The sequence below is a fragment of the Chitinophaga varians genome, assembly GCF_014529945.1.
GTDB classification, from domain to species: Bacteria; Bacteroidota; Bacteroidia; order Chitinophagales; family Chitinophagaceae; genus Chitinophaga; species Chitinophaga varians.
Window position 1 is genome coordinate 410,711 of record NZ_JACVFB010000008.1, and the last position, 23,272, is coordinate 433,982.

Below are 23,272 nucleotides of genomic sequence, written 5' to 3' on the forward strand. Positions count from 1 at the left end.
AAAAAAGCCTGCTATGTAACATAGCAGGCTTTTTTGTCAAACATATTTTTCAGCTATCACTTACTTATTTGGTAGCGGGTGTTGCTTTCTTTTCAGTAATGGCAACAGCGTCGCTTTCGTTGGACAGCTGGTTTTTCTTGTCGAAGTCAACCAGTACCGGTGCAGCCACGAAGATGGAAGAGTAGGTACCGGTGATAACGCCGATCAGCATGGCAAAGGCGAAACCGCGGGTTACTTCACCACCGAAGATGAACAGTACCAGGATGGTCAGGAATACGGTGAGGGACGTCATAATGGTACGGCTCAGGGTATCGTTGATCGCTTTGTTGATCACGGTATCTCTGTCTCTGCCGTGTACACCGGTTTTGAAGTACTCACGGATACGGTCGAACACGATCACGGTATCGTTCATGGAGAAGCCGATAACGGTGAGGATCGCCGCGATGAAGTGCTGGTCGATTTCCAGGGTGAAAGGAACGATGTCTTTACACCAGGAGAACACAGCCAGTGTCAGCAACACGTCGTGCAGCAGGGAGAAGATAGTGCCGATAGAGTACTGCCATTTGCTGAATCGGATCAGGATGTACACGAAGATCACAAGGATAGACAGTATGGTAGCTTTTACCGCACCGGCGCGCAAGTCGTCGGAGATAGTAGGCGATACCGTCTGAGAGCCCACCACATAACGGGTATTGAACACGTCCTGTGTAACGCTCGCTTCGTAGTATGGTTTCAGGCCATGATACAGTTTGGTGATCACTTCCTGATCAACCGCCAGGCTCTGCTGCTCAATTTTATAAGCAGTAGTGATGCTCAGCTGGTTGGTGTTACCGATAGTTTTTACGAATACTTCACCATCAAATTCTTTCTTCAGCACGTCAGCCACTTGCTGTCTGTTCATTGGTTTTTCAAAGCGAACCGTGAAGCTACGACCACCGGAGAAGTCGATACCGTGGTCGAAACCATGGAAGAAGGAAGTGATACCACCTACTGCCACGATAGCAGAGATGATGTAAGCGTATTTACGTTTGCCTACGAAGTCGAAGGCAGCGTGTTTGAAGATTTTCTGAGAGATCGGCGTGAAATACTCGAAGTGTCTTTTCTTGTTAGTCCACCAGTCGGTGATCATACGGGATACGAGGATACCGCAGAACAGGGACAGGAGCAGACCGATGATCTGGGTGGTAGCAAAGCCGAGAACCGGGCCCAGACCGAAGTAGAACAGGATGAACGCTGTGAGCAGGGAGGTAACGTGACCGTCGAGTACAGGTGCATAAGAGCGTTTGTAACCGAGGGAGATCGCGTCCGGATAGCTCTTGCCGTGCGTCAGTTCGTCCTTGATCCTTTCAAAGATAATTACGTTGGTGTCCACGGCCATACCGATGGTCAGTACCAGACCGGCGATGCCCGCCATGGTGAGGGTAGCTCCGAGGGAGGCGAGGATACCGAAGGTGAACAGCAGGTTGAGTACCAGTGCGATGTTGGCAACCCAGCCGGCGCTGTTATAATACACCAGCATCAGTACGAAGATGATCACGAAGGAGATCATGAAGGATTTAGCACCGGCAGCGATAGATTCGGCGCCGAGGGTAGGTCCTACGATCTGTTCCTGTACGATGCGTGCAGGTGCAGGCATTTTACCGGACTTCAGGATATTGGCCAGGTCATTGGCTTCTTCCATGGTAAAGCTACCGCTGATAGAAGAACGACCACCGGCGATTTCGCCCTGGATGGAAGGTGCAGAGTAAACGATGTTATCGAGAACGATGGCAACGAAGTTCAGGGTGGAAGGATCTTTCGGGTTGGCAGGGGCCAGTTCACCGGTCAGTTTTTTCCACTCGTGAGCACCTACGTTGTCCATAGTCATGCTGATTTCCGGCTGGTTGTCCGGACCAACGTCCTGACGGGCGTCAACGATCCTTTCGCCGCCTACACGGGGTGCAGGGTTAGCAGGATTTACTTTCAGCGCGTAGATGGCCAGCGGGCCGTGTTTGTCTTCCTTGTTTTCCGGGCCGAAAGCGAATACCGCGTCTTTAGGCAGGATAGCCTGAACAGCCGGAATACGCAGGTATTGGCGGAAAATGGCAGTGTCCTTAGGCAGGATACGGCCGATAGAAGAGCTGGGGATCAGGGTGCCAGACTGCGGGTCGAGCATCGGGATCATGATCGCGAACAGCGGATTTTGTTTGCGTTGTTCAGCGAACAGTTGTTCCTGAGAGGCTTTAGCAGAATCTTTAACGCCTTTTCCGGTATCTTTTTTAGCCAGGTAGTCGCTCAGTTTACCTTCCTTGGCGGAATCAGCTGGAGTAGCTTTGGTATCAGCAGCGGCAGTAGCATTGGTGGAGTCGGTGGTAGCAGGAGTTGCCGGTTTGGCAGCATTACCGCTTTGTGCATTCCTGATGGCTTCGTTCATCGGGTTCAGCACGTTCTGGAAGAATTCAGGGCTGTTTTTGTACACCTCACGGAATTCCAGGTTGGCGGTAGCCTGCAGGTATTTGCGTACACGTTCAGCATTGTCCACGCCAGCCAGTTCCACAGAGATCAGGCCTTTATTTTCATCGAGGCTGATATTGGGTTGGGCCACACCGAATTTATCGATACGTTTTTGCAGTACGATATAGGTGTTTTTGATGGCAGCATGAGATTCCTTACGGATCATGTCCAGCACCTGCTGGTTAGAGGAGTTGAAGTTGATATCCTTCTGGTAGGCGTTGGCGAAGATGGTAGCCAGACGGCCCTGAGGAGCTACTTCAGCGTATGTTTGCCCGAACAAAGTAACAAAATCAGCCTGGTTGGTATTTTTGCGTTGTTCAGCCAGTTCCAGCGCTTTGTTAAATGCAGGATCCTTGGATTGACCGGCGAGGGCGCGGATAACGTCTTCCACGCTTACTTCCAGTACCACGTTCATACCACCTACCAGGTCGAGGCCCAGATTCAGTTCTTTTTCTTTAGCCTTGGTGTAGGTAACGTACCATGGAAACCCTGCAATCTGTTTATTGCTGGTGCTGTCCACGATCTCTTGTCTTCTTTGTTTGGTGAATCCTTTCAGCGTGTCAGAATAGAAGGCCTGCAGTTCTTTGCTACCCGGATATTTCTGTTCAGGTGTAGGGAATTGTTTGGCTACATCGGTCTCGGCCTGCCGCTCTATCTTCTTCTCATAGTTCCGCACCAAAAACGTGAAGGACAGTTGATACAAAGAGATAAGGATCAGTGCGATGGCAAAAAATCTTACCAGTCCTTTTAGTTGCATGTTGTTTGTTTCGGGTTTATAATAAAAAAATTTTAAGAGTTGCAAAGATAGAATTTAAATTGATATATTAAAGCCCTTGTTAAAAGAGGCGCAAAATCAATATGTGATTGACTTTACGGGCTTGGTGACATCCACTTTTCTAAATCCGCGATTCTGGTTTTTTCCTGTTTTTAGGAATATTTCTTTGCTTTACACTCATGTAATACCGACAAATATATGCAAACCCACCATTATCCGGCAACAGATAATTTCCCTGAGGCTTTGCTTAAAAGTCGAAAAGCCGCTGTGGCTAAGGTGTTCAGGGATGCAGCAGCTCACCGGCTGCAGCTAATTTACACCCGGATAGACCGGGATGCGCAGCACAGGCCGCAATTTACCGATTTTCACTTTGGTACAGGGCGGGGCTGGTACTGTTATCCGGCGTCCACCGTAAAGCTCCCCACCGCCATCCTGGCGCTGGAGAAGCTGAATGACCTGCAGATTCCGGGGCTGGACCGGCAAACGGCGATGTTTACCCGGCCGTTGCCTGGAATCAACCCGGGCGTGCTGCATGACTATTCAGCGGCTGGCAAGCTACCATCCATCTCGCATTATATCAAAAAAATTTTTCTGGTCAGTGATAATGACGCCTACAACCGGCTGTATGAGTTCCTCGGACAGGAGCCGCTGAACCGGCGTTTGTGGTCACTGGGATATACCGGCACCGAAATCCGGCACCGGGTAGGACTGCCGTTACATACTGCCGCCAACATGCATACCAATAGCGTGTATTTCCGGGCCGGCCGGCAACTGCTGTACGATCAGCCAGACCAGCGCAGCAACCTTCTGTTTGGCCTCCGGCAGGACCTGGCCGGCCAACAGCATATCAACCACCGGGGCAGGCTGGAAAACGGCCCGATGGACTTCTCCTACCGGAACCGGTTACCGCTCAACGAACTCCACCACATGATGCGGCAGTTATTTTTTCCGGAAACTGTAACAAATCCACTTCGGTTCCGTTTAACGGAAAATGACTACAATTTTTTGTATCGTTGTATGTCCCAATACCCGGAGGAATCAACAGATCCGGTGTATGATACGGGACAATACCATCCGGCATATGTGAAGTTCCTGCTTTTGGGCGGTCAGAAAGCAAGCCACATACCAGACCATATCAGGATTTTCAACAAACCGGGATGGGCTTATGGATTTTTGACGGATACGGCTTATATCGTGGACTATGCCAATCATGTAGAGTTTCTGCTCTCTGCCAGTCTGCTGGTAAATACACATGGTCCGCTGGGTGAAGACCGGGAAGCTTTTGAAACAACCGGGAAACCATTTCTGAAAGCGCTGGGAGAACTGATATATGAAGAGGAATTACAACGAAGAAAAATGTATCAACCAAACCTGGACCGCTTCAGGGTACATCGGGGAACGCAAATTTTATAAACACCATACTAAAAAACTGTGAGCTAATGCTGATCAAAAAAAATCGTGTTTGGGCGATAGCCGCCCTGCTGGGAGGAGTAATCGGATTTTCATCCTGTCTGAAACAAAGTGACCCTACGCCACAAAGGATGACTTATACCGGAGCTATCATCAACGGCGCCTGGCTCCCGTCCAGCCTGGACATCTTTAACAACGGTGCTAAAATGAACAGCAGTGCTTACAAGACTGCCGCCTCTGCCCCCTTCCAGGACCTGCCCGGAATTCACACGTTTTCTTTCCGGAACCTGAATGGTAGCGGCCTGGACTCTGTTACCCGTCAGTTTGATTCCACCAAGTATTACACCATCGTTACCTACAATGATGTGAACAAAAATTTCGTCTCTCAACTGATCCCGGAAGATTTCCGCTCTTTTCCCAGCGACAAGGTGAACTTCCGTTTCCTGAACCTCAGCCCCAACGCGGGTCCGGTGGATCTTTACATCGACAATAAAAAGGTACTGGAAAACCAACCGTTCCAGGTCAATGGAGCATGGAATGTGGCAGCCCCCTATAACAGCACCGTAGAATACTACGTAACGCTGACCGGCCAGACCGCTATCCTCGCAAAAGGTACTTCCCGTCAGAGTGCCGGTGCTACCAATGTACCGTTCCAGGCAGGATATGCTTATACCATTTACCTGGCCGGCGCTAAAGACAGCACTGGTGACAACAAACTGCAGTTGTACTACCTGTCACACAGCTCCAGCTACTAGTTCACGCGAAGACGCGAAGCAGCAAAGAGCGCAAAGGCTTTTGTAAGCGTAAATATTAAGAAAGCAAAGAGCGAAGATTTTTGTTTTTGTTTGTACTGTAAATAATTGATCTATAGATTATTTACAATATCAACAATAAATGTGGTCTTCGCTCTTTGCTTTCTTTTTTACCTTAAAAAACCCTTTGCGCTCTTTGCTGCTTTGCGTCTTTGCGAGAAATTTTATGTAGGTTTGTTCCGGTCAATCCAATGTTTAGATATGAATCAACTAGCAGAAAGGCTGTCACGGATTTCCGAGCCGCAAACCATTAAAATGGCCAAACTTGGCCGAGAGCTGAGAGCACAGGGAATAGACATCGTAGACCTGAGTATTGGAGAACCTGACTTTGATACGCCGGAACATATCCGCGAAGCGGCTAAAAAGGCTATCGATGACGGCTTTACCCATTACACCCCTGTAGCCGGTTATGCCGAAGTAAGACAGGCAGTTGTGCACAAACTGAAACGTGATAACGGTCTTGACTATACGCCGGAGCAAATAGTGGTGACCACCGGCGCGAAACAAAGCCTGGCCAACGTGGTGCTGAGCATCGTCAATCCCGGCGATGAAGTCATCATCCCTACTCCCTACTGGGTTACCTATTCCGAACAGGTAGCACTTTGCCAGGGTACCGTCGTATTTGTTCCCAGCACTATTGAGAACAATTACAAGATCACGCCTGCGCAGCTGGAAGCGGCCATCACGCCTAAGACCAGGCTGTTTATGTTCTCTTCTCCCTGCAATCCCACCGGATCTGTATATTCCAAAGAGGAACTGGAAGGCCTGGCAGCAGTATTTGCCAAACATCCCCAGATCTTTATCATCTCTGATGAGATCTATGAATATATCAACTATGTAGGGAAACATGAGAGCATAGCGCAGTTTCCCGGCATGAAAGAACGTACCATCGTCATCAACGGCCTCAGTAAAGGTTTTGCGATGACCGGCTGGCGCCTCGGCTATCTGGCTGCTCCACTGGAGATCGCCAAAGCCTGCGATAAAATCCAGAGCCAGTTCACTTCTGCTACCTGCTCTATTACGCAGCGGGCGGCTATTACCGCACTCACCGGCGAACTGACCACCGCTGAGGTAATGGTGGCTGAATTCAAAAAACGCCGTGCCTACATACATGAAGCGCTGCAAACTATTCCCGGACTGAAAGTGAACGATCCGGAAGGCGCCTTCTATATGTTCCCGGATATCAGTGCTTTTTTCAACAAATCTTTTGAAGACTCCCATATTAAGAATGCGGATGATCTGTGTATGTACCTGCTGCATAAAGCACACGTGTCTGTTGTGACCGGTGTTGCTTTCCAGCAGCCAAACTGCATCCGGCTTTCTTACGCCACCAGCATGGCCAACCTGGAAAAAGGCGTGGCCAGACTGAAAGAATGGCTGGGCAAACTGAAATAACAATTACTAATTATGAATTACGAATTGGAGCTGTTTTTACAGCGCGGTCAATTATTAACCTCTCCGTAAGGAAGCCCCGCATTCGTAATTCATAATTCGTAATCCGTAATTTATATATGACGTTCGTCATTGACAATTCGCAATTATTTTATATATATTTGCGATTCAAAACGTTCCGATAAGATGAATTCCCAACAGCTCTTGTATGTGGCGCTGGCGATTGGCGTGATTGCCATTCTGTATATGACCGTCCGTGATATGTTCTTCAGGAAGAAAACCGAGGCTCCCGCACCGGAAGCCCATCCGCAGACGGTAAATCCAACTGTGCTGCCGCTGCAGTTGCAAGCCTATGAAAGACTGGCGTTATATGTAGACCGTATCACGCCGCAAAGCCTGATTGGCCGTATTTATCAGCCCGGCCTCACCGCGGTGGACATGCAGATTTCGATGGTGCAGAGCATTAAAGCAGAGTACGAGCACAACATCACCCAACAGATTTATGTGTCGGCCATGACCTGGGAAGCGGTGAAAACACTGAAAGAACAGACGATCTCCGTCATCAACCAGATAGCGATGCAACTGCCTCAGGACGCACCGGCGCTGGAACTGAACCGGCAGCTGCTGGAAGTATTTCTGCAGGCAGGTGAGTCACCGGCGGAGCTGACAGCGCAGATCATCAATGCGGAGGCCAAAAGGCTGATGCACTAATTATTTCGTGCTGATTACTTCATTCAGCAGGTACCCTCTTCCATCAAACAACATGTAAAGTGGCGGCGCCTTGTACCAGGGCACGCCCGCCTGACGGGCATGTGCCTGGATATGCAGGTGTGGTTCCGTGCTAAAGCCGGAGTTACCTACGCAGCCGAGCGCCTGCCCTTTTTTCACGTATTGCCCTTCGTGCACCACCACGCTGTTCATTTTCAGGTGGCCGGCAAAGAAGTAACAATCGGCCCCTTCCAGTAACACCTGGTTGGTATTTTTGGGGCCTCTGTCCATATTGGGCGGGATATTATCGGGGTTATCACCATATGCCCTGCGTACTGTGCCATCACAGGGAGCATATACCGTATCATTAAAAATCCAGTAGTCGTCCAGTTTACGGGAGAACACGCTGGCGGCGCGGCACCCGCGGCTGTCCAGCTTCACGATGTCCATCGCATAGATGGCCCCTCGCAAACTGAAATGAAAGACGTTCGTCGGCAGCCCTTTCCCACCCTGCAATACAAAGTAACGGCCCGATTTCAGCGGGAATGCCAGATTCACCGTGCGCGGCGTGCCTGTTGTTCCGGTAAAATAAAAAAGCGTAGCCACCAGGAACAAACCTGTCAGCCCAAAGTTGGCATTTTTTTTCCAGGCAGGCAGTGCAGCCGTATTGCGCTTGCGCCCGAAAGGCAGCCACATAACGAACAATACCAGCAGTACGCCAAAAACATATTTGGAATAAATCGACAGGTACACCCAGGTACCATAGAGATAGAGGAACGCTCCCATCGACAAACCCAGCAGCAGGGTCGGATAAGAGCGGGACAACGGCCGGTGACCGGCCCGGAACAATAAATAGAGGCTATAAAGCGCCAATGCGAGGGTAATACATAGTAACAACCAGATGATCATAACAAAGCCGGACTTTCCTGCAAATATCAATATTTTTCCCGGCGGCGAAGTACCATAATAATTATGTAACATTGCAACGCTAGTTACAACAACCATGGAAAAGATCATTCAAACCGACTCCGGTATTACCATTGACCCGCTGTACACTCAGCCGGTACCGATGAACGAACAGCCTGGCATTTTCCCGTTCACACGCGGCATCCATGCCACTATGTACCGCGACAAACTGTGGACCATGCGGCAGTATGCCGGTTTCAGTACAGCGGAAGAATCCAACAAAAGATACCACTATCTGCTGAGTCAGGGCGTAATGGGCCTCAGCGTGGCATTTGACCTTCCTACCCAGATCGGGTACGACTCCGACCATGCCATGTCTGAAGGCGAAGTCGGTAAAGTAGGCGTAGCCATTGACTCCCTCGATGATATGGAGATCCTCTTCAAAGGTATTTCCCTGGAACAGATCTCCACCTCCATGACCATCAATGCCACCGGGTTTATCCTGCTGGCGCTCTACATTGCGCTCGCTAAAAAACAAGGCGCCGATCTGAAAAAGATTTCGGGCACCATCCAGAATGATATCCTGAAGGAATACGCCGCACGCGGCACCTTCATTTATCCGCCTAAACCCTCCATGCGGCTCATCACCGATATATTCGACTATTGCAGCCGGGAAGTGCCCAAGTGGAACACCATCTCCATCTCCGGTTATCACATTCGTGAAGCCGGCGCCAATGCCGTACAGGAACTGGCATTTACCCTTTCTAACGGTAAAGCCTATCTGAAAGCCGCACTGGAAAAAGGACTTGATATTAACGTATTTGCCAAAAGGCTGTCCTTCTTCTTCAATGCGCACAACCATCTTTTTGAAGAAGTTGCCAAGTTCCGCGCTGCGCGCAGAATGTGGGCCCACATCACCAAAGAGCTGGGCGCTACTGATCCTAAGGCACAGATGCTGCGTTTCCATACGCAAACGGGTGGCAGCACGCTTACCGCACAGCAGCCGCACAACAACATTGTGCGGGTAGCCGTGCAAACGCTGGCGGCCACTATGGGCGGCACCCAATCCCTTCACACCAACGGATACGATGAAGCCCTCTCCCTTCCTACAGAAGCAGCAGCACGCATTGCGTTGCGTACCCAGCAGATCATCGGTTATGAAAGTGGTGTAGCTGACACCGTAGACCCGCTGGCGGGCTCTTACTATGTGGAAGCGCTGACCAATGAAGTAGAAAGTAAAGCCTGGGACCTCATCCATAAAATAGACGCGATGGGTGGTGCTGTCAGCGCCATTGAACAGGGCTTCGTGCAGGATGAAATCGCGCGAAGCGCCTACCAATATCAGCAAGAAGTGGAAAACAATGAAAAAGTCATTGTAGGGGTCAACAAATTCGTGGTGGAAGATAATCAGCCGCCGGAAGTGTTCCGCATTGATGACAGCATCCGCCAGATGCAGTCTGACCGCCTGCAGGCGCTGCGTGCCCGTCGTGATAACGAAGTCGCGGCACAATGCCTGCAACGTATCCGTGAAGCGGCACAAACCACCGAAAACCTGATGCCGCTGGTAGTGACTGCCGTTGAGAACTATTGTACTTTAGGAGAGATTGCCGACGCACTTCGTCAGGTATGGGGAGAATATAAAGCGTAACAATTACGAATTAGATATTTATTTTTGGGGTCTAAAAAAATTGAACTTGATTTATTATCATAGCTGTCCGCTCTGTGGATCCTCACAAATCCATGAAGCACTTACCGCTAAAGACTACACTGTATCCAAAGAAACATTTCCCATATTCCATTGCGGAGGTTGTGGTGGCCGTTTTACCCAAAATGTGCCGGACAACGAGCATATCGGCCGGTATTATCAATCGCAGGAATATATTTCGCACTCAGAGACCAAACAGGGACTGATTAACCGTTTATACCACAGCGTGCGTAAAATCACGCTGCGTTCCAAACAAAACTGGGTACGATCTGCCGCCGGTATGAAACAGGGCAACCTGCTGGACATCGGCTGCGGCACCGGCGCTTTCCTACATTACATGCAGGTGGGCGGGTGGACCGTTACCGGTCTGGAGCCCGACGAAAATGCCCGTCATAATGCCAAAACACTTTACAACATAGATCCGCTTCCCATAGATCAGCTTTTTAAATTGCCGGCGCAACAGTACGACGCCATTACCATGTGGCATGTGCTGGAACACGTGCATGAGCTGCATGCTTACCTGGACCGTATCCGTCAGCTGCTGAAGCCCGGAGGCGCCCTGCTGATAGCGGTACCTAACTATACCTCTTCAGATGCTGCGCATTACGGAGAATACTGGGCTGCCTATGATGTGCCCCGTCACCTTTACCACTTCTCTCCTGCCTCCATGGAACAACTGCTTGGTCAGCATCAGATCAAGCTGGTGAAAAAACACCCGATGGTATTTGATGGTTTTTATGTGAGCCTGCTGAGCGAGAAATATAAGACCGGTAAAAGCCGGCTGTTCGCGGGTTTCTTCCATGGTTTCCGCTCCTACCGCAAAGGACTGAAGAAAGTAGATCAGTGCAGCTCCATCGTATATGAATGCAAGTTATAGGTAATTACGAATTATAAATTACTCATTACGAATTAGGGGTTCAATATGAAGCGATAGTTTAGAACTAAAGCCTAATATTGAACCCCTAATTCGTAATGAGTAATTCGTAATTTATAATTTATTTCACGAGTTTCATTTCATCCACCAGTCGGGTACAACCGGCAAACTTATCGACGATAAACAACACGTAGCGGATATCCACCATGATATTGCGGCAGATGGACGGATCGTAATTGATATCGCTCATGGTGCCTTCCCAGGTACGGTCGAAGTTGAGCCCAATCAGGTGACCGTTGGCATCCAGTGCAGGGCTTCCGGAGTTGCCACCGGTAGTATGGTTGCTGGCGATAAAACATACCGGCATTTTACCATTGACACCGTAGCGACCGTAGTCCTTGTTTTTATACAGTTCAATCAGTTTAGCCGGCACATCAAACTCATAATCGCCGGGCACATATTTCTCCATGACCCCATCGAGGTAGGTATAGAAGTCGTAATGTATGGCATCGCGGGGACTGTAGCCGTCTACTTTCCCGTACGTAACACGCAGCGTGCTGTTGGCATCAGGATAAAAACGTTTTTTACCTGCCATTACATCCATCTGTGCCTGCATATAGGTACGCTGGAGGTTATTGATATTGTTTTGCAGATCGTTGACCGGTTTGCTGACGTTGTCCACAAAACCTTTGCGCATAGCCATGATAAGGCGGGTGCCCGGGTCTTTCCACATCTGGGCCACTACTGCATTATACGGTTGTTGTACAAATGCTTTGAGTTTCTCCGGAGAAGTAAGCGCGGATGTCGCATAGATTTTATCAGCCAGTGCACGGCTGTCATTATTGTTCTCTGCGCAGATCTGTGCATATTCTGTTCCGGCGTATTGTTTCGGTACTCCTTTCGCATAGATCTCCAGCAGCTTCACGCTTACGTCGTGGTCTACCTGTGCATTATAGTTTTTATAAAACGGCTGCATAGACTCCAGGAATTGCTGGCGCAGCGTTTCATACTGTCCCTCCCCTTTGTCGCGCACTTCACCGAGGAAGCTGATCAGGCGATCGCCGGCGGTGAACAGCTCTACGTTTCTCACCAGTTCGCTGTAATAGTCGCGGGTTTGGGCATAAGGACGTATGCGGCGGTACATTTCATTCAGCGAGTCTAATACGCCGCTATACTGTACTTTCAGTTCCGGGTTGGCTGCGTCCAGCGTTTCGCGGTAGAGCGCCTCATATTGTTCTTTTTTATCGATGCCATGTGTTTGTTTAACACCTAACATCTCGCCTTTCCATTTTTTCCAGGCATTGGCGGTGTTAGCATATTTCGCTGCGTACTGGATTTTGATCTGTTCGTCTTTGCGCATGTAGCCGTCGATCACTTCGAGAGCCGCGTCGCGCATGCCTACTTTAGCAGGGTCCAGCGCTTCCACTGTCAGTTTCACCGCTTCAGAAGGCAGGTATTCGTTGGTACGGCCGGGGAAACCGAGTACCATGGTAAAGTCGTTTTGTTTCACGCCTTTCAGGGATACCGGCAGGAAATACTTGGGAGACAGCGGTACGTTATCCTGCGAATAAGGCGCAGGGCGACCGTCTTTGCCGGCATAAATGCGGAACATGGAGAAGTCGCCGGTATGGCGGGGCCATACCCAGTTATCGGTGTCAGAGCCAAATTTGCCGATGGCAGAAGGCGGTGTACCTACGAGGCGTACGTCGTTGAAAGTTTCGGTAACGAACAGGAAGTACTGGTTGCCCTCATAAAAAGGTTTGATCATGGTTTCCTGCCAGGACTCCTTACGGGCATTCTGGCGGATTTCGTGCAGGCGTTTATCGATGGCCGATTGACGCTCACGTTCGCTCATACCAGGTTTAACGTCCTGCAGCGCGGCTTTGGTCACATCGTCGATCCGGACGATGAACGTCACGAAGAGGCCTGGGTTAGGCAGTTCTTCGGTGGCTGTTTTAGCCCAGAAGCCTTTTTCCAGAAAGTTGTTTTGCAGGGAAGAGTGTTTCTGGATGGATTCATAACCGCAGTGGTGGTTGGTAAGGATCAGTCCCTGCGAAGAGATGACCTCTGCCGTGCAGAAGCCACCGAAGCTGACGATAGCATCTTTCAGGCTTCCCTTATTGATATTGTAAATATCTGACGCACTGATTTTCATCCCCATCCCTTTCATCTCTTTCTCATTGAGGCCGGACAGCAGTTGAGGTAACCACATCCCCTCCGTGGCATAAGTCAGCTGGGAGAGCAGCAGGAGTGCTGCCATCAACAGCGGCTTCACGATTCGTTGCAACATATCTGATATTCTTTTTATAGAACCGGCAATTTACTACAATTCGGGGAGGCGAGGAAGGATAAACCTGTGTTTCTGCGGATTCATCGACATAAAGACCGTATTGACAGAGATGTAGTGCGCTAAACAGGGGAATTGGCGCATATTGGAGCTAATTCCGAATATCTGTTGAGCATGTTCCGGTCAAAACTGATGGTCATAATGCTGCATATCACCGGCTGGGTGATATGTTTAAGCCTTCCGTTGCTTTTTGTTCGGGGGCAATACTGGTACAATCATGTGCTGGCCGTGGTCTTGTCGGTAGTACTAAGTGTGGCCATTGAGGTCACCTGTCACCGCTGGAGATTATCCGAGCAGGCGCTGCATACCAAAGCCCTCAAAGCAGCGGCAGAATTGTCTTTCCTGAAATCGCAGTTACAGCCGCACTTTCTTTTTAATACACTCAACAACATCTATTCGCTGGCGATGTCACAACATGAGTATACGGCTGCCAGTATCCTCAAATTATCCAACATGATGCGGTATGCCACCACTGATACCGGTCATGATTATGTTTTATTGCAACGGGAAATAGAATGTTTACACGATTATATTGACCTGCAACAGCTGAGACTTACACCGAGAACGAAGGTGAAATTTTCCGTTTCCGGCAATCCTGGTATTAAATGTATTGCGCCTATGCTGTTGTTGCCATTCCTGGAAAATGCCTTCCAGCGTGGCGTCAGCAACCAGGAAGCTTCTGATATCGTCGTCCACCTGCAGGCTACCGATAAATGTATCCGCTTTTATTGCAGCAACAGGCATTTTCCGGTGACAATGGATGAAGGCGCGGCTGCCGAGGATATACGCCATGCGCGCCAGCGGCTGCAACAGCTGTATCCGCACCGGCATCAGTTGCAGATACGGGAAGACAACGGCGTGCATGTGGTGAAGTTGTCGCTGGACATCTGATTATTTAGTCATTTTAGTATTTAATTATTTAATTATTGGAGTATAAAAGCATCTATTTATCATATACCAATCAATTTTGCGGTGCTTCAATTACGCAATACATAAATGCCTAAATGATTAAATGTCTAAATGTCTAAATGATTAAATGCCTAAATGATTAAATAATTAGCGGTAGAGATATCTTAATGCAATGATATCGTTGGCATTAAATGGACGGTTACCGCCATTGGAACAGGCCAGCATCCACGAATCCGGGTCGGGCCCCATAGGAGTGCCGGGGATCCACTGCGGCGTGATATCTTCACGAACCCGCGCGCCGCCGCAGCTAAAAGAACGGTCCATATAATCCGTATGATGCATTCCCAGACAGTGGCCCATTTCATGTTGAATCATAGATCCTGCAAACAGTACATTGGGATTAATACCAAAAGCAGCTGCGTTGTAGTTCAGCCTGATGGTCGGACAAGGATCGCCGGCGCTGGTGGGGAAACCAGAGCTAGCAAAGGAAACGTAACCATTGACAGGGGCCTGGTTAAAGCCTTCAATGGTAATACCCGCATTGCCACTTGTTATGCGCTGAAAGGTAATACGCAAACCCAGACTGTTATAACGCCTGATCGCCGTGTCAACTCCCGCCACAAATGCGGCGCTGAGGCCAACTATTTTTACCGTAATGGTACGGGGTAATCCCGTTACAAGCCTGGAGGAACGATATTGCTCCACTTGCCCTACCCGTAAGGCGGTGCTGTTGACTCCTTCTTTCAGTTGATCAGCAGTGAGCAGGATATCGCCTTCCACCAGATATCCGTCCGGTGTTTTCCGGACATTGTCGGTACTCAGGCCATAGGCATTTATCTGCGCCAATATTTCATCAGAAACAGGATCGGGTTGCACTTGCTGTTGTTTGTCGTTTTTGCTACAGGAAGCAATCATGATACCTGCGGCCAGACAGGCTATTACGGCGAGCATTTGTTTTTTCATCACTTCAGATTTTGGTTTAAAGAAAATATTTTCTTCCCGGCAGTATAGCTACCACCGGCATACAAATGACTGATTATAAAAACAACAATGCTTATCTGTGAGGCAACGTTACGGAGGGCGTGGGCAATGCTACCAACAAACAACAGATGGCACGGTGTTATGTGCAAAAATAAGGGGTTTCAGTGCTCTTCATTAGCAGACATGTGAGAGCGCAGATGCCTTATTCAGACATCTACGCTGTGTTCTCAACAATTTGGCTCACGCCAAATCTCTGCCAGACTAGTGGTAGAGATAATTTAATGCGATGATATCATTGGCATTAAAGGTGCGGTTGCCGCCATTAGAGCAGGCCAGCATCCAGGAGTTGGCATCCGGACCGGTAGGAGTACCCGGAATATATACAGCGCCAACGCCGCCATCACCTTCATTTACAGCAGTGCCACCGCAGCTGTATGCACGGTTCATGTAATCAGTATGACGCATACCGATACAGTGACCAATTTCATGTTGGATCACAGATCCTACATAAAGCACGTTGGGGTTAGAACCATAGGCATACTGGTTGGTGTTCATCTTAATAGTGCCATAAGGGTTACCGGTGCTGGTAGGGAAACCGGAAGATCCGAGCGTAATATAACCGCCGCTGGGGCCCTGATTGAAGCCTTGTATCGTAATATTAGGCGTACCCGTGGTAATGCGCTGGAAGGTAATGCGCAGGCCCAGTCTGTTATAGCGGGCAATAGCCGTATCGGTACCGGCAATAAAAGCGGTGCCCAGATTGGTGACTTTAATGGTAATAACGCGGGGCAGCGCGGAGACGAGGTTATTGGTGCGATATTGTTCATCATTGGCAACGCGCAAAGTAGGAGTACCGACTTTCTCCCGCAGTTGTTGTTCTGTCAACAGGATATCTCCTTCCACGAGATAACCGTCTTCTGTTTTTTGCACATTGTCAGTGCTGAAGCCATTGGCTTTTATTTGCGCCAGTACGTCACTGGAAACAGGGTTGGGTTGTGACTCCTGTTGTTTGTCATTTTTGTTACAGGAAGAAATCATTACACCTGCAGCCAGACAGGCAATTACGGCAAACAATTGTTTTTTCATTACTTCGGGTTTTGGTTTAAAAAGGAAAAAAGTGATTCCCTCCGGCTAATTGGGATACAGCCGGTATACAAATGGTTTCACCACAAAAAACAGCCGTCCTTATCTGCCGGCACCATGCCACCGTCGGAAGCGGGCAATGTTGCTGGCAAACAACCAATTTATGGTGTTACACATCCGGAAAATGCGGGTTTTTCAGTGCTCTTCTTTAACAGACATATTACAGCTTAGCCATGGCTATTTCAGACATCGGCAGGCAGTCTCCATGTCTGGCAATCATTAGTGATAGAGGTAATTTAAAGCGATGATATCATTCGCATTGAAGGTACGGTTGCCACCATTGGAGCAAGCCAGCATCCAGGAGTTAGCATCCGGACCAGAAGGAGTACCAGGGATCTGAACGGCGCCAACGCCGCCATCACCTTCATTTACAGCAGAGCCACCACAGCTGTATGCACGGTTCATATAGTCTGTATGACGCATACCGATACAGTGACCAATTTCATGCTGGATCACAGATCCTACATAAAGCACATTGGGGTTAGAACCATACGCATACTGATTGGTATTCATCTTAATGGTGCCATAAGGGTTACCGGTGCTGGTAGGGAAACCGGAAGAACCGAGGGTGATGTAACCGCCGCTGGGGCCCTGATTAAAACCTTTAATAGTAATGGTAGCCGTTCCGCTGGTAATGCGCTGGAAGGTAATACGCAGTCCCAGTCTGTTATAACGGGCAATAGCCGTGTCAGTGCCGGCGATAAAAGCGGTGCCCAGATTACTTACTTTCACCGTAATAACGCGGGGCAGCGCGGAGACGAGGTTATTGGTACGATACTGTTCATCGTTGGCAATGCGCAAAGTAGGAGTGCCAACTTTTTCTTTCAATTGATCGGCAGTCAACAGGATATCCCCTTCCACGAGATAACCGTCTTCTGTTTTCTGCACATTATCGGTGCTGAAGCCATTGGCTTTGATTTGCGCCAGTACTTCATCGGAAACAGGATTGGGTTGAGCGTCCGGTTGTTTGTCGTTTTTGTTACACGAGGAAATTAATACACCTGCGGCCAGACAGGCAATTACGGCGAGCATTTGTTTTTTCATCAGTTCGGATTTTGGTTTAGAAAAGAAAAAATATTTCTCTTCCGGCTGATTTGCATACAGCCGGTGTACAAATAATTTTACGACAAGAAACAACAGTGCGTATCTGCAGGGGCAATGCTACTGGCGGAAGTGGGCAGTGCTACCGACAAACAACAAATTGCATGGTGTTACACATCCGAAAAAAGCGGGCTTTCAGTGCTCTTCTTTAGCAGACATATTACATCGTTGACGTCACTGTTCAGACATCGGCATGCATTTTCAATGATTGGCTATGACTTAGTAGACCGGTGTTTCCGGGATTCAGACTTGCTCTTCAGTTAACCTTTGGTTATCGGTTCTCTCGTATGGTTTAATTAGATTTCGTTGCTCGTTTTCAATACAAATTATCGTGTTACCAATATTACAACTTTCGTTCAACTTAAAAAAAATATTTTGCGTGTATGCATAAAAAATTGCGTTGAACGATTTATTGCAGTAGTTTTAAGTAACATCGTCCAACACCAGGATCTATCGCCCGTTAGCATGAAAAAGAAAACCGTCAAAGCCTTATCAGCACTCATTTTGCTGTTATCCCTCCACCTTTCTGCCATGTCGCAGCAGCGTATGCGGGAAGTTGTGATGATCAAAAGATATGCGCTCGATACGTTGGCAGTATTCCCAACAAAAGCGCCTTTGTTTGTTAAATTCACTCACATCCCGGATGATAAAACACTGGCCCGGTGCGGCGTCATCAAGGCTTTGACCAGCCGCCATTACATTTTACAACAACTACCGGCAGACAGTACACTGCGAAAAAAAGTACAGTACAGTTATACCGCCGGTCCTAATTACAAAGCCGCAGATGCCCTGCTGGCGCAGCTGGAGTCATTGCAACCGATTGATAGCGTCGAGGTGCAGGTATCTTACAGCGGCGAACATTTCAGCGCGGCACATACCAAAACGGTCTATACGGTTGACCGTTACCATGCAGCGGTGATAAAGTTGCAGCAGCGGGACTGGCCCTCCCTGATCGCTATGCCAAACGTGATGGCGGCCAGCCAGGTAAGGCATGCATCACCGGAGGTGATCGTCAACACCATCAATCCGTATGTAAACCGCATCAATGTGGCCCAGCAACAGTTTCCGACGATACGTGGAAAAAGTATAACCGTTTCCGTTAAAGAAGATTTATTTGACACCACCGATATTGATCTGTTAGCGAGATACGTACGCTCTCCTCTTCAGTCGAACACCAACAGCGCACACGCCACTATTATGGCCACGCTGCTGGGTGGCGCCGGCAACAGTGGCGCTAACGGTCTGGGGGTAGCCCCCGAAGTGAGGCTGACGTCCAGCAGTTCCCGCGTGCTTTTCCCGGATGCCGATACTTACTACCGGGACTACAACGTCACCGTTCAAAATCACTCCTACGGTATCCCCATTGAATACGAATATGGCGCTGAAGCCGTCGCCTACGATCAGCAGATACGGGCAGCAGACACGTTACTACATGTTTTCTCTGCCGGTAATAGCGGTACTACGATCCCTTCCGGCGGCCGTTATCAGGGTGTTGGCGCCTTCTCCAACCTGACCGGCAATTTCAAACAAGCCAAAAACGTGATGGTAGTAGGTGGCACGGAAGCCAATTTTGATGTGGCCACGCTGGCATCGAGAGGGCCGGCGTATGACGGGCGCATTAAGCCCGAGATAGTGGCTTATGGGCAGGATGGCACTTCAGGCGCAGCAGCCCTTACCAGCGGCGTGGTAGCCCTGTTACAGGACGCCTACCGCCAGCTGCGCGGTGTGGCACCGTCTTCCGCGCTCGTTCGCGCATTGCTGATCAATAGTGCTGCGCTGCCAACCGGTGGCCGGCCAGCCTATACCTATGGTTTTGGCAGCCTGCATGCCGCAGGCGCGCTGACCACCCTCAGCGCCGGTCGCTACCGCCAGGGCACCATTCTCCCTAACAATACCGCCGCTTTTGATATTCCCGTACCGGCAGGCGTAAGGCAGGTGAAAGTGACTCTTTGCTGGAACGACCCCGCGGCAGCCCTCAACGCAGCTAAAGCGCTGGTCAACGATCTGGACATGCAGGCCGTTACCCCCGATGGGAAAACATGGCTCCCCTGGGTGCTCAACCCCTTTCCGGCAGCCGATTCGCTGCGACAGGCAGCCCATCGCGGCGTTGACAGTCTCAATAACACAGAACAGATCAGCATAGACCAACCCGCAGCAGGTAACCTGCACATCACGGTAAAAAGCAAAAACCTCAGCACGGCAGATCAACCGTTTTATATGGTGTATGATTTTATCCGGGAACCGTCCTTTGCCTGGCAGAACCCCGTGAACGGCGCCATCATACCGGCTTCGCAGCCCACTCCCCTGCAATGGGAAACTACGTATAGTGGTAACGGTGATATCTCCTACAGCATCGACAGCGGCGCCACCTGGATACCTATCGCCAGCCAGGTGCCCCTGCAGCAGCAGATGGCCTACTGGAACGTTCCGGAGCTGTTCAACAAAGTATTTTTTAAACTAACGTTAACGGATACCTCTTTTATCAGCCCACCCTGCTATGTCACGCCTCTGATTACGTTGTTCACCGGTTTCAACTGTTCAGATACCGCCATGATATACTGGAAGGGGCTGCCGGAAGCCCGCGGCTATCAGGCGTATATGCTGTCACAAGGCGGTGTCATGACGCCCTATAAACAGTTGACCGACACATTTCTGTTTATTCCCAAACAGGGTAATACTTCGATGTATTATGCTATCAGCCCCATCGCTCCTGCTGGCTGGGAAGGTCTCCGCAGCTATGCCAATAACTACGCGTTGCAGGGCGTTGGTTGTTATATTAAAGCCCTGCTGGCCGACAGAACGACGGACAATCAGGTGTCGTTATCGCTCTCGCTCGGATCTACCTATCTGCTTAAAAATATATCCTGGGAAAGGCGTTCGGCGACAGGCTGGACGAAACTGAGTACCAGCGCCGTAAACAGCGACTTTAACTTCTACGGCTTCCTGGACAGCAATCCCTATGAAGGAGTGGTACAATACCGCGTAGCACTGGAAAGGCAGGACGGGCAAATCATCTATTCTGATATCGCCTCTGTGAGCATCCTGTTGCAACATGACGTATTGATCTTCCCCAATCCTGTATTGAGCCAGCTGATCATTCTTGATAAGAACTACCGGACGAGGCAGGTGGTATTGACAGATATGAGCGGCAGAATTGTTTTACAGCGTACAATTAATGACATACAGGAATACCTTCCCGTTGACCGGCTGGCGCCGGGCGTTTACAATTGCAGTATTTTCCTGGGCAGCCAGCGTATCTACTCGAAGCAGATCGTGAAGCAGTAGGGAGAGAGAAAGGCATTATACGCAAAAGGCCTGCCGTAGCGGCAGGCCTTTTGCGTATAATGGAGTAAGTTGATTACAGGTGAATTGCTTCGCCGTAAGCTACTTCGATCGCGTCTTTTACAGACTCGCTCATGGTTGGGTGCGGGTGGATAGCATCCAGCACTTCCTGGTAAGTAGTTTCCAGTTTGCGGGCCACTACTGTCTCAGCGATGATTTCGGTCACGTTAGCGCCGATCATGTGAGTACCCAGCCATTCGCCGTATTTAGCGTCGAAGATTACTTTTACGAAACCTTCCGTAGCACCGGCAGCAGAAGCTTTACCGGAAGCAGAGAATGGGAATTTGCCCACTTTCACTTCGTAGCCTGCTTCTTTCGCAGCTTTTTCGGTGTAGCCTACAGAAGCGATTTCCGGTGCGCAGTAAGTACATCCCGGAATGTTCATGTAGTCGATAGTTTCAGGTTTGTGTGCGTATTTTTTCTCGTTGTAAGCGATAGCTTCCACACAAACGATACCTTCTTTAGAGGCAACGTGCGCCAGTGCCTGACCGGGAACCATGTCACCGATTGCGTAAACGCCCGGAACATTGGTCTGGTAGTATTTGTCGACAGTAACGCGGCCTTTATCGGTTTTAATGCCCAGTGCTTCGAGGCCCAGGTTTTCGATATTGGCAGCGATACCTACAGCGCTCAGTACCACGTCTGCTTCGAGGGTGATTTCGCCGGTTTGTGTTTTCACTTTCGCTTTTACACCGTTACCAGCTGCTTCCACCGCTTCCACAGAGGCGTTGGTCATGATTTCGATACCTTTCTTTTTGTATATTTTTTCCAGTTCTTTGGAGATGTCTTCATCTTCAACCGGTACGATACGTGGCATGAACTCAACGATGGTCACTTTAGTGCCCAGGGTAGCATAGAAGTAAGCGAACTCCACGCCGATAGCGCCGGAACCAACCACGATCATGGATTTAGGTTGTTGCGGCAGTACCATCGCCTGGCGGTAGCCGATCACGTTTTTACCGTCGATCTGCAGGTTAGGCAGTTCGCGGGCGCGGGCGCCGGTAGCCAGAATGATGTGTTTAGCGTCGTATACGGTCGCTTTACCATCTTTATCCGTCACTTCTACCTGGCCTTTGCCTTTCAGCTTGCCGGTACCCATGATCACGTCGATCTTATTTTTCTTCATCAGGAACTGTACGCCCCTGCTCATTTTATCAGCAACGCCACGACTGCGCTTGATAACAGCATCAAAATCTACCTTCGCATCTCCGATAGTGATACCGTAGTCTTTGGAATGCTGCGTATATTCATATACCTGTGCCGTTTTTAATAACGCTTTGGTCGGAATACAGCCCCAGTTTAAACAGATACCACCCAGACTTTCCCTTTCCACTACCGCGGTTTTAAATCCCAGCTGCGAAGCACGGATAGCAGCCACATATCCACCAGGGCCACTACCAATTACGATTACGTCGTATGCCATATTGTTTAATTTTAATTGAAACTTGCCAAAGGTATAACAATAATTACGAATTAGGAATTACGAATTACGAATTAAGGGCCCGCTTATGGGAAGGCTACTTAGTAACCTTCTGACAAGGGACCCTTTATTCGTAATTCGTAATTCCTAATTTGTAATTGCTTATCGGAGGTCCACTACTTCTACGCCCGGATATTTTTTAGCATCAAATGTAAAGATGGCATCTGTTACATTAGCGTTCGGCGTAAAGCTGGTGATCTCGTAAGTATAGTGGTTACCGTTTTTCTCGAACACTTTCATTTTAGCAATGCTCTGGTTCTTTTTGTCAACGGAAACGATCACTTTGAAGATATTTTTGGACTTGTCTGTTGGTGTCATTTCGATGTTCTGCAACACCTTGCCTTTTTCGTTGGACTCACCATCCAGACGGTACAGATAGTCTTTATCATAGAAGTTGGTAAAGAGCTTGGCCGGTGTCATGGCGCCGCTGCTCTGGTCCACATTATTGATGGTTACCTCATTCACATCTTTAGCGTATGTCCAGGAGGTTTTGTTGTCGCTGATGATTTCCTGTCCGGGCAGGGTCACTTTATATTTGGCCCCTTTCAGGTATACCGTTCCTTTTTTGGAGTCGTTTACGCTGTTGTTGGCGCCTTCCACCTTCAATACAAAGTTGGCCACCACGGTTTTGAGGGATTTAAATTTGCTGCTGACGCCGTCCAGGATCGTTTTCGCTTTAGGATCGCTGGCACCCTTAGATTGGGCCATACCACTGAAAACGATACCACTTAACAACAATCCTGTCAATACAAATTTCTTCATTGTAGATTTTTTTTGTTTTCTAACCCAGCCATGTCAAATGGCATGCCGGTATGATAGTTTGGTCTTTAGTCGAAGGGCAAAATTCGGTTTATTTTGTTAAAATGTGTAACGTATGCCCTATCCTCTTAATAT

At 49.1% G+C, this 23,272-nt stretch carries 16 protein-coding genes; 8 read left to right on the forward strand and 8 right to left on the reverse strand.

Going from position 1 to position 23,272, the window contains the following annotated elements:
* Nucleotides 1–64: 64 nt before the first annotated feature.
* On the reverse strand, nucleotides 65–3,250 hold the full coding sequence (secDF, locus tag ICL55_RS32810) for a protein translocase subunit SecDF (RefSeq protein ID WP_188105831.1): 3,186 nt from the start codon (nucleotides 3,248–3,250) through the stop codon (nucleotides 65–67).
* 216 nt (nucleotides 3,251–3,466) lie between these two features.
* Here secDF and ICL55_RS32815 point away from each other — a divergent pair, with 216 nt between their 5' ends.
* The 4 genes from ICL55_RS32815 (at nucleotide 3,467) to ICL55_RS32830 (ending at nucleotide 7,593) form a co-directional block, all read left to right on the forward strand.
* The gene (locus ICL55_RS32815) at nucleotides 3,467–4,681 is read left to right on the forward strand and encodes a serine hydrolase (protein ID WP_188105833.1); all 1,215 of its coding nucleotides are present in this window, start codon (nucleotides 3,467–3,469) and stop codon (nucleotides 4,679–4,681) included.
* A gap of 26 nt (nucleotides 4,682–4,707) precedes the next feature.
* Nucleotides 4,708–5,433, forward strand: coding sequence for a DUF4397 domain-containing protein (locus ICL55_RS32820; protein WP_188105835.1), 726 nt, complete (start codon nucleotides 4,708–4,710; stop codon nucleotides 5,431–5,433).
* 258 nt (nucleotides 5,434–5,691) lie between these two features.
* A complete protein-coding gene (locus tag ICL55_RS32825) occupies nucleotides 5,692–6,885 on the forward strand; it encodes a pyridoxal phosphate-dependent aminotransferase (RefSeq protein ID WP_188105838.1) in 1,194 nt (397 codons plus the stop codon).
* A 183-nt stretch (nucleotides 6,886–7,068) separates the two neighbouring features.
* Nucleotides 7,069–7,593 (forward strand): DUF7935 family protein, encoded by a 525-nt coding sequence (locus ICL55_RS32830; RefSeq protein WP_188105840.1) that lies wholly within the window; start codon nucleotides 7,069–7,071, stop codon nucleotides 7,591–7,593.
* On the opposite strand, the gene ICL55_RS32835 is transcribed toward ICL55_RS32830, so the two are convergent.
* A complete protein-coding gene (locus tag ICL55_RS32835) occupies nucleotides 7,594–8,571 on the reverse strand; it encodes a M23 family metallopeptidase (protein ID WP_188105842.1) in 978 nt (325 codons plus the stop codon).
* 22 nt (nucleotides 8,572–8,593) lie between these two features.
* On the opposite strand from ICL55_RS32835, the gene ICL55_RS32840 reads away from it, so the two are divergent.
* Both ICL55_RS32840 and ICL55_RS32845 read left to right on the forward strand, forming a co-directional pair.
* Nucleotides 8,594–10,144 carry an acyl-CoA mutase large subunit family protein gene (locus ICL55_RS32840; RefSeq protein WP_188105844.1) on the forward strand — a complete coding sequence of 517 codons (1,551 nt, stop codon included), beginning with the start codon at nucleotides 8,594–8,596 and terminating at the stop codon, nucleotides 10,142–10,144.
* Between the two features lie 46 nt (nucleotides 10,145–10,190).
* Nucleotides 10,191–11,078, forward strand: coding sequence for a class I SAM-dependent methyltransferase (locus tag ICL55_RS32845; RefSeq protein ID WP_246496792.1), 888 nt, complete (start codon nucleotides 10,191–10,193; stop codon nucleotides 11,076–11,078).
* Nucleotides 11,079–11,196: 118 nt separating this feature from the next.
* On the opposite strand, the gene ICL55_RS32850 is transcribed toward ICL55_RS32845, so the two are convergent.
* The gene (locus ICL55_RS32850; RefSeq protein WP_246496794.1) at nucleotides 11,197–13,365 is read right to left on the reverse strand and encodes a S46 family peptidase; all 2,169 of its coding nucleotides are present in this window, start codon (nucleotides 13,363–13,365) and stop codon (nucleotides 11,197–11,199) included.
* Nucleotides 13,366–13,563: 198 nt separating this feature from the next.
* On the opposite strand from ICL55_RS32850, the gene ICL55_RS32855 reads away from it, so the two are divergent.
* Nucleotides 13,564–14,313: a sensor histidine kinase gene (locus tag ICL55_RS32855; RefSeq protein WP_188105847.1), complete on the forward strand. Its 750-nt coding sequence runs from the start codon at nucleotides 13,564–13,566 to the stop codon at nucleotides 14,311–14,313.
* A gap of 165 nt (nucleotides 14,314–14,478) precedes the next feature.
* Here ICL55_RS32855 and ICL55_RS32860 read toward each other — a convergent pair whose 3' ends face one another.
* The 3 genes from ICL55_RS32860 to ICL55_RS32870 all read right to left on the reverse strand — a co-directional run bounded on the left by ICL55_RS32860 (nucleotide 14,479) and on the right by ICL55_RS32870 (nucleotide 17,499).
* Nucleotides 14,479–15,294: a M57 family metalloprotease gene (locus ICL55_RS32860; RefSeq protein WP_188105849.1), complete on the reverse strand. Its 816-nt coding sequence runs from the start codon at nucleotides 15,292–15,294 to the stop codon at nucleotides 14,479–14,481.
* Between the two features lie 279 nt (nucleotides 15,295–15,573).
* On the reverse strand, nucleotides 15,574–16,398 hold the full coding sequence (locus ICL55_RS32865; RefSeq protein WP_188105851.1) for a M57 family metalloprotease: 825 nt from the start codon (nucleotides 16,396–16,398) through the stop codon (nucleotides 15,574–15,576).
* Nucleotides 16,399–16,674: 276 nt separating this feature from the next.
* On the reverse strand, nucleotides 16,675–17,499 hold the full coding sequence (locus tag ICL55_RS32870; RefSeq protein WP_188105853.1) for a M57 family metalloprotease: 825 nt from the start codon (nucleotides 17,497–17,499) through the stop codon (nucleotides 16,675–16,677).
* Nucleotides 17,500–18,021: 522 nt separating this feature from the next.
* Here ICL55_RS32870 and ICL55_RS32875 point away from each other — a divergent pair.
* Nucleotides 18,022–20,841, forward strand: a complete 2,820-nt coding sequence (locus ICL55_RS32875) for a S8 family peptidase (RefSeq protein WP_188105855.1) — start codon at nucleotides 18,022–18,024, stop codon at nucleotides 20,839–20,841.
* 73 nt (nucleotides 20,842–20,914) lie between these two features.
* Here ICL55_RS32875 and lpdA read toward each other — a convergent pair whose 3' ends face one another.
* Together lpdA and lolA1 are read right to left on the reverse strand one after the other, a co-directional pair.
* Complete coding sequence (gene lpdA / locus ICL55_RS32880; protein ID WP_188105857.1) at nucleotides 20,915–22,321, reverse strand: dihydrolipoyl dehydrogenase; 1,407 nt, start codon at nucleotides 22,319–22,321, stop codon at nucleotides 20,915–20,917.
* Between the two features lie 159 nt (nucleotides 22,322–22,480).
* The gene (gene lolA1, locus ICL55_RS32885) at nucleotides 22,481–23,140 is read right to left on the reverse strand and encodes an outer membrane lipoprotein periplasmic chaperone LolA1 (protein WP_169228031.1); all 660 of its coding nucleotides are present in this window, start codon (nucleotides 23,138–23,140) and stop codon (nucleotides 22,481–22,483) included.
* Nucleotides 23,141–23,272: the final 132 nt, after the last annotated feature.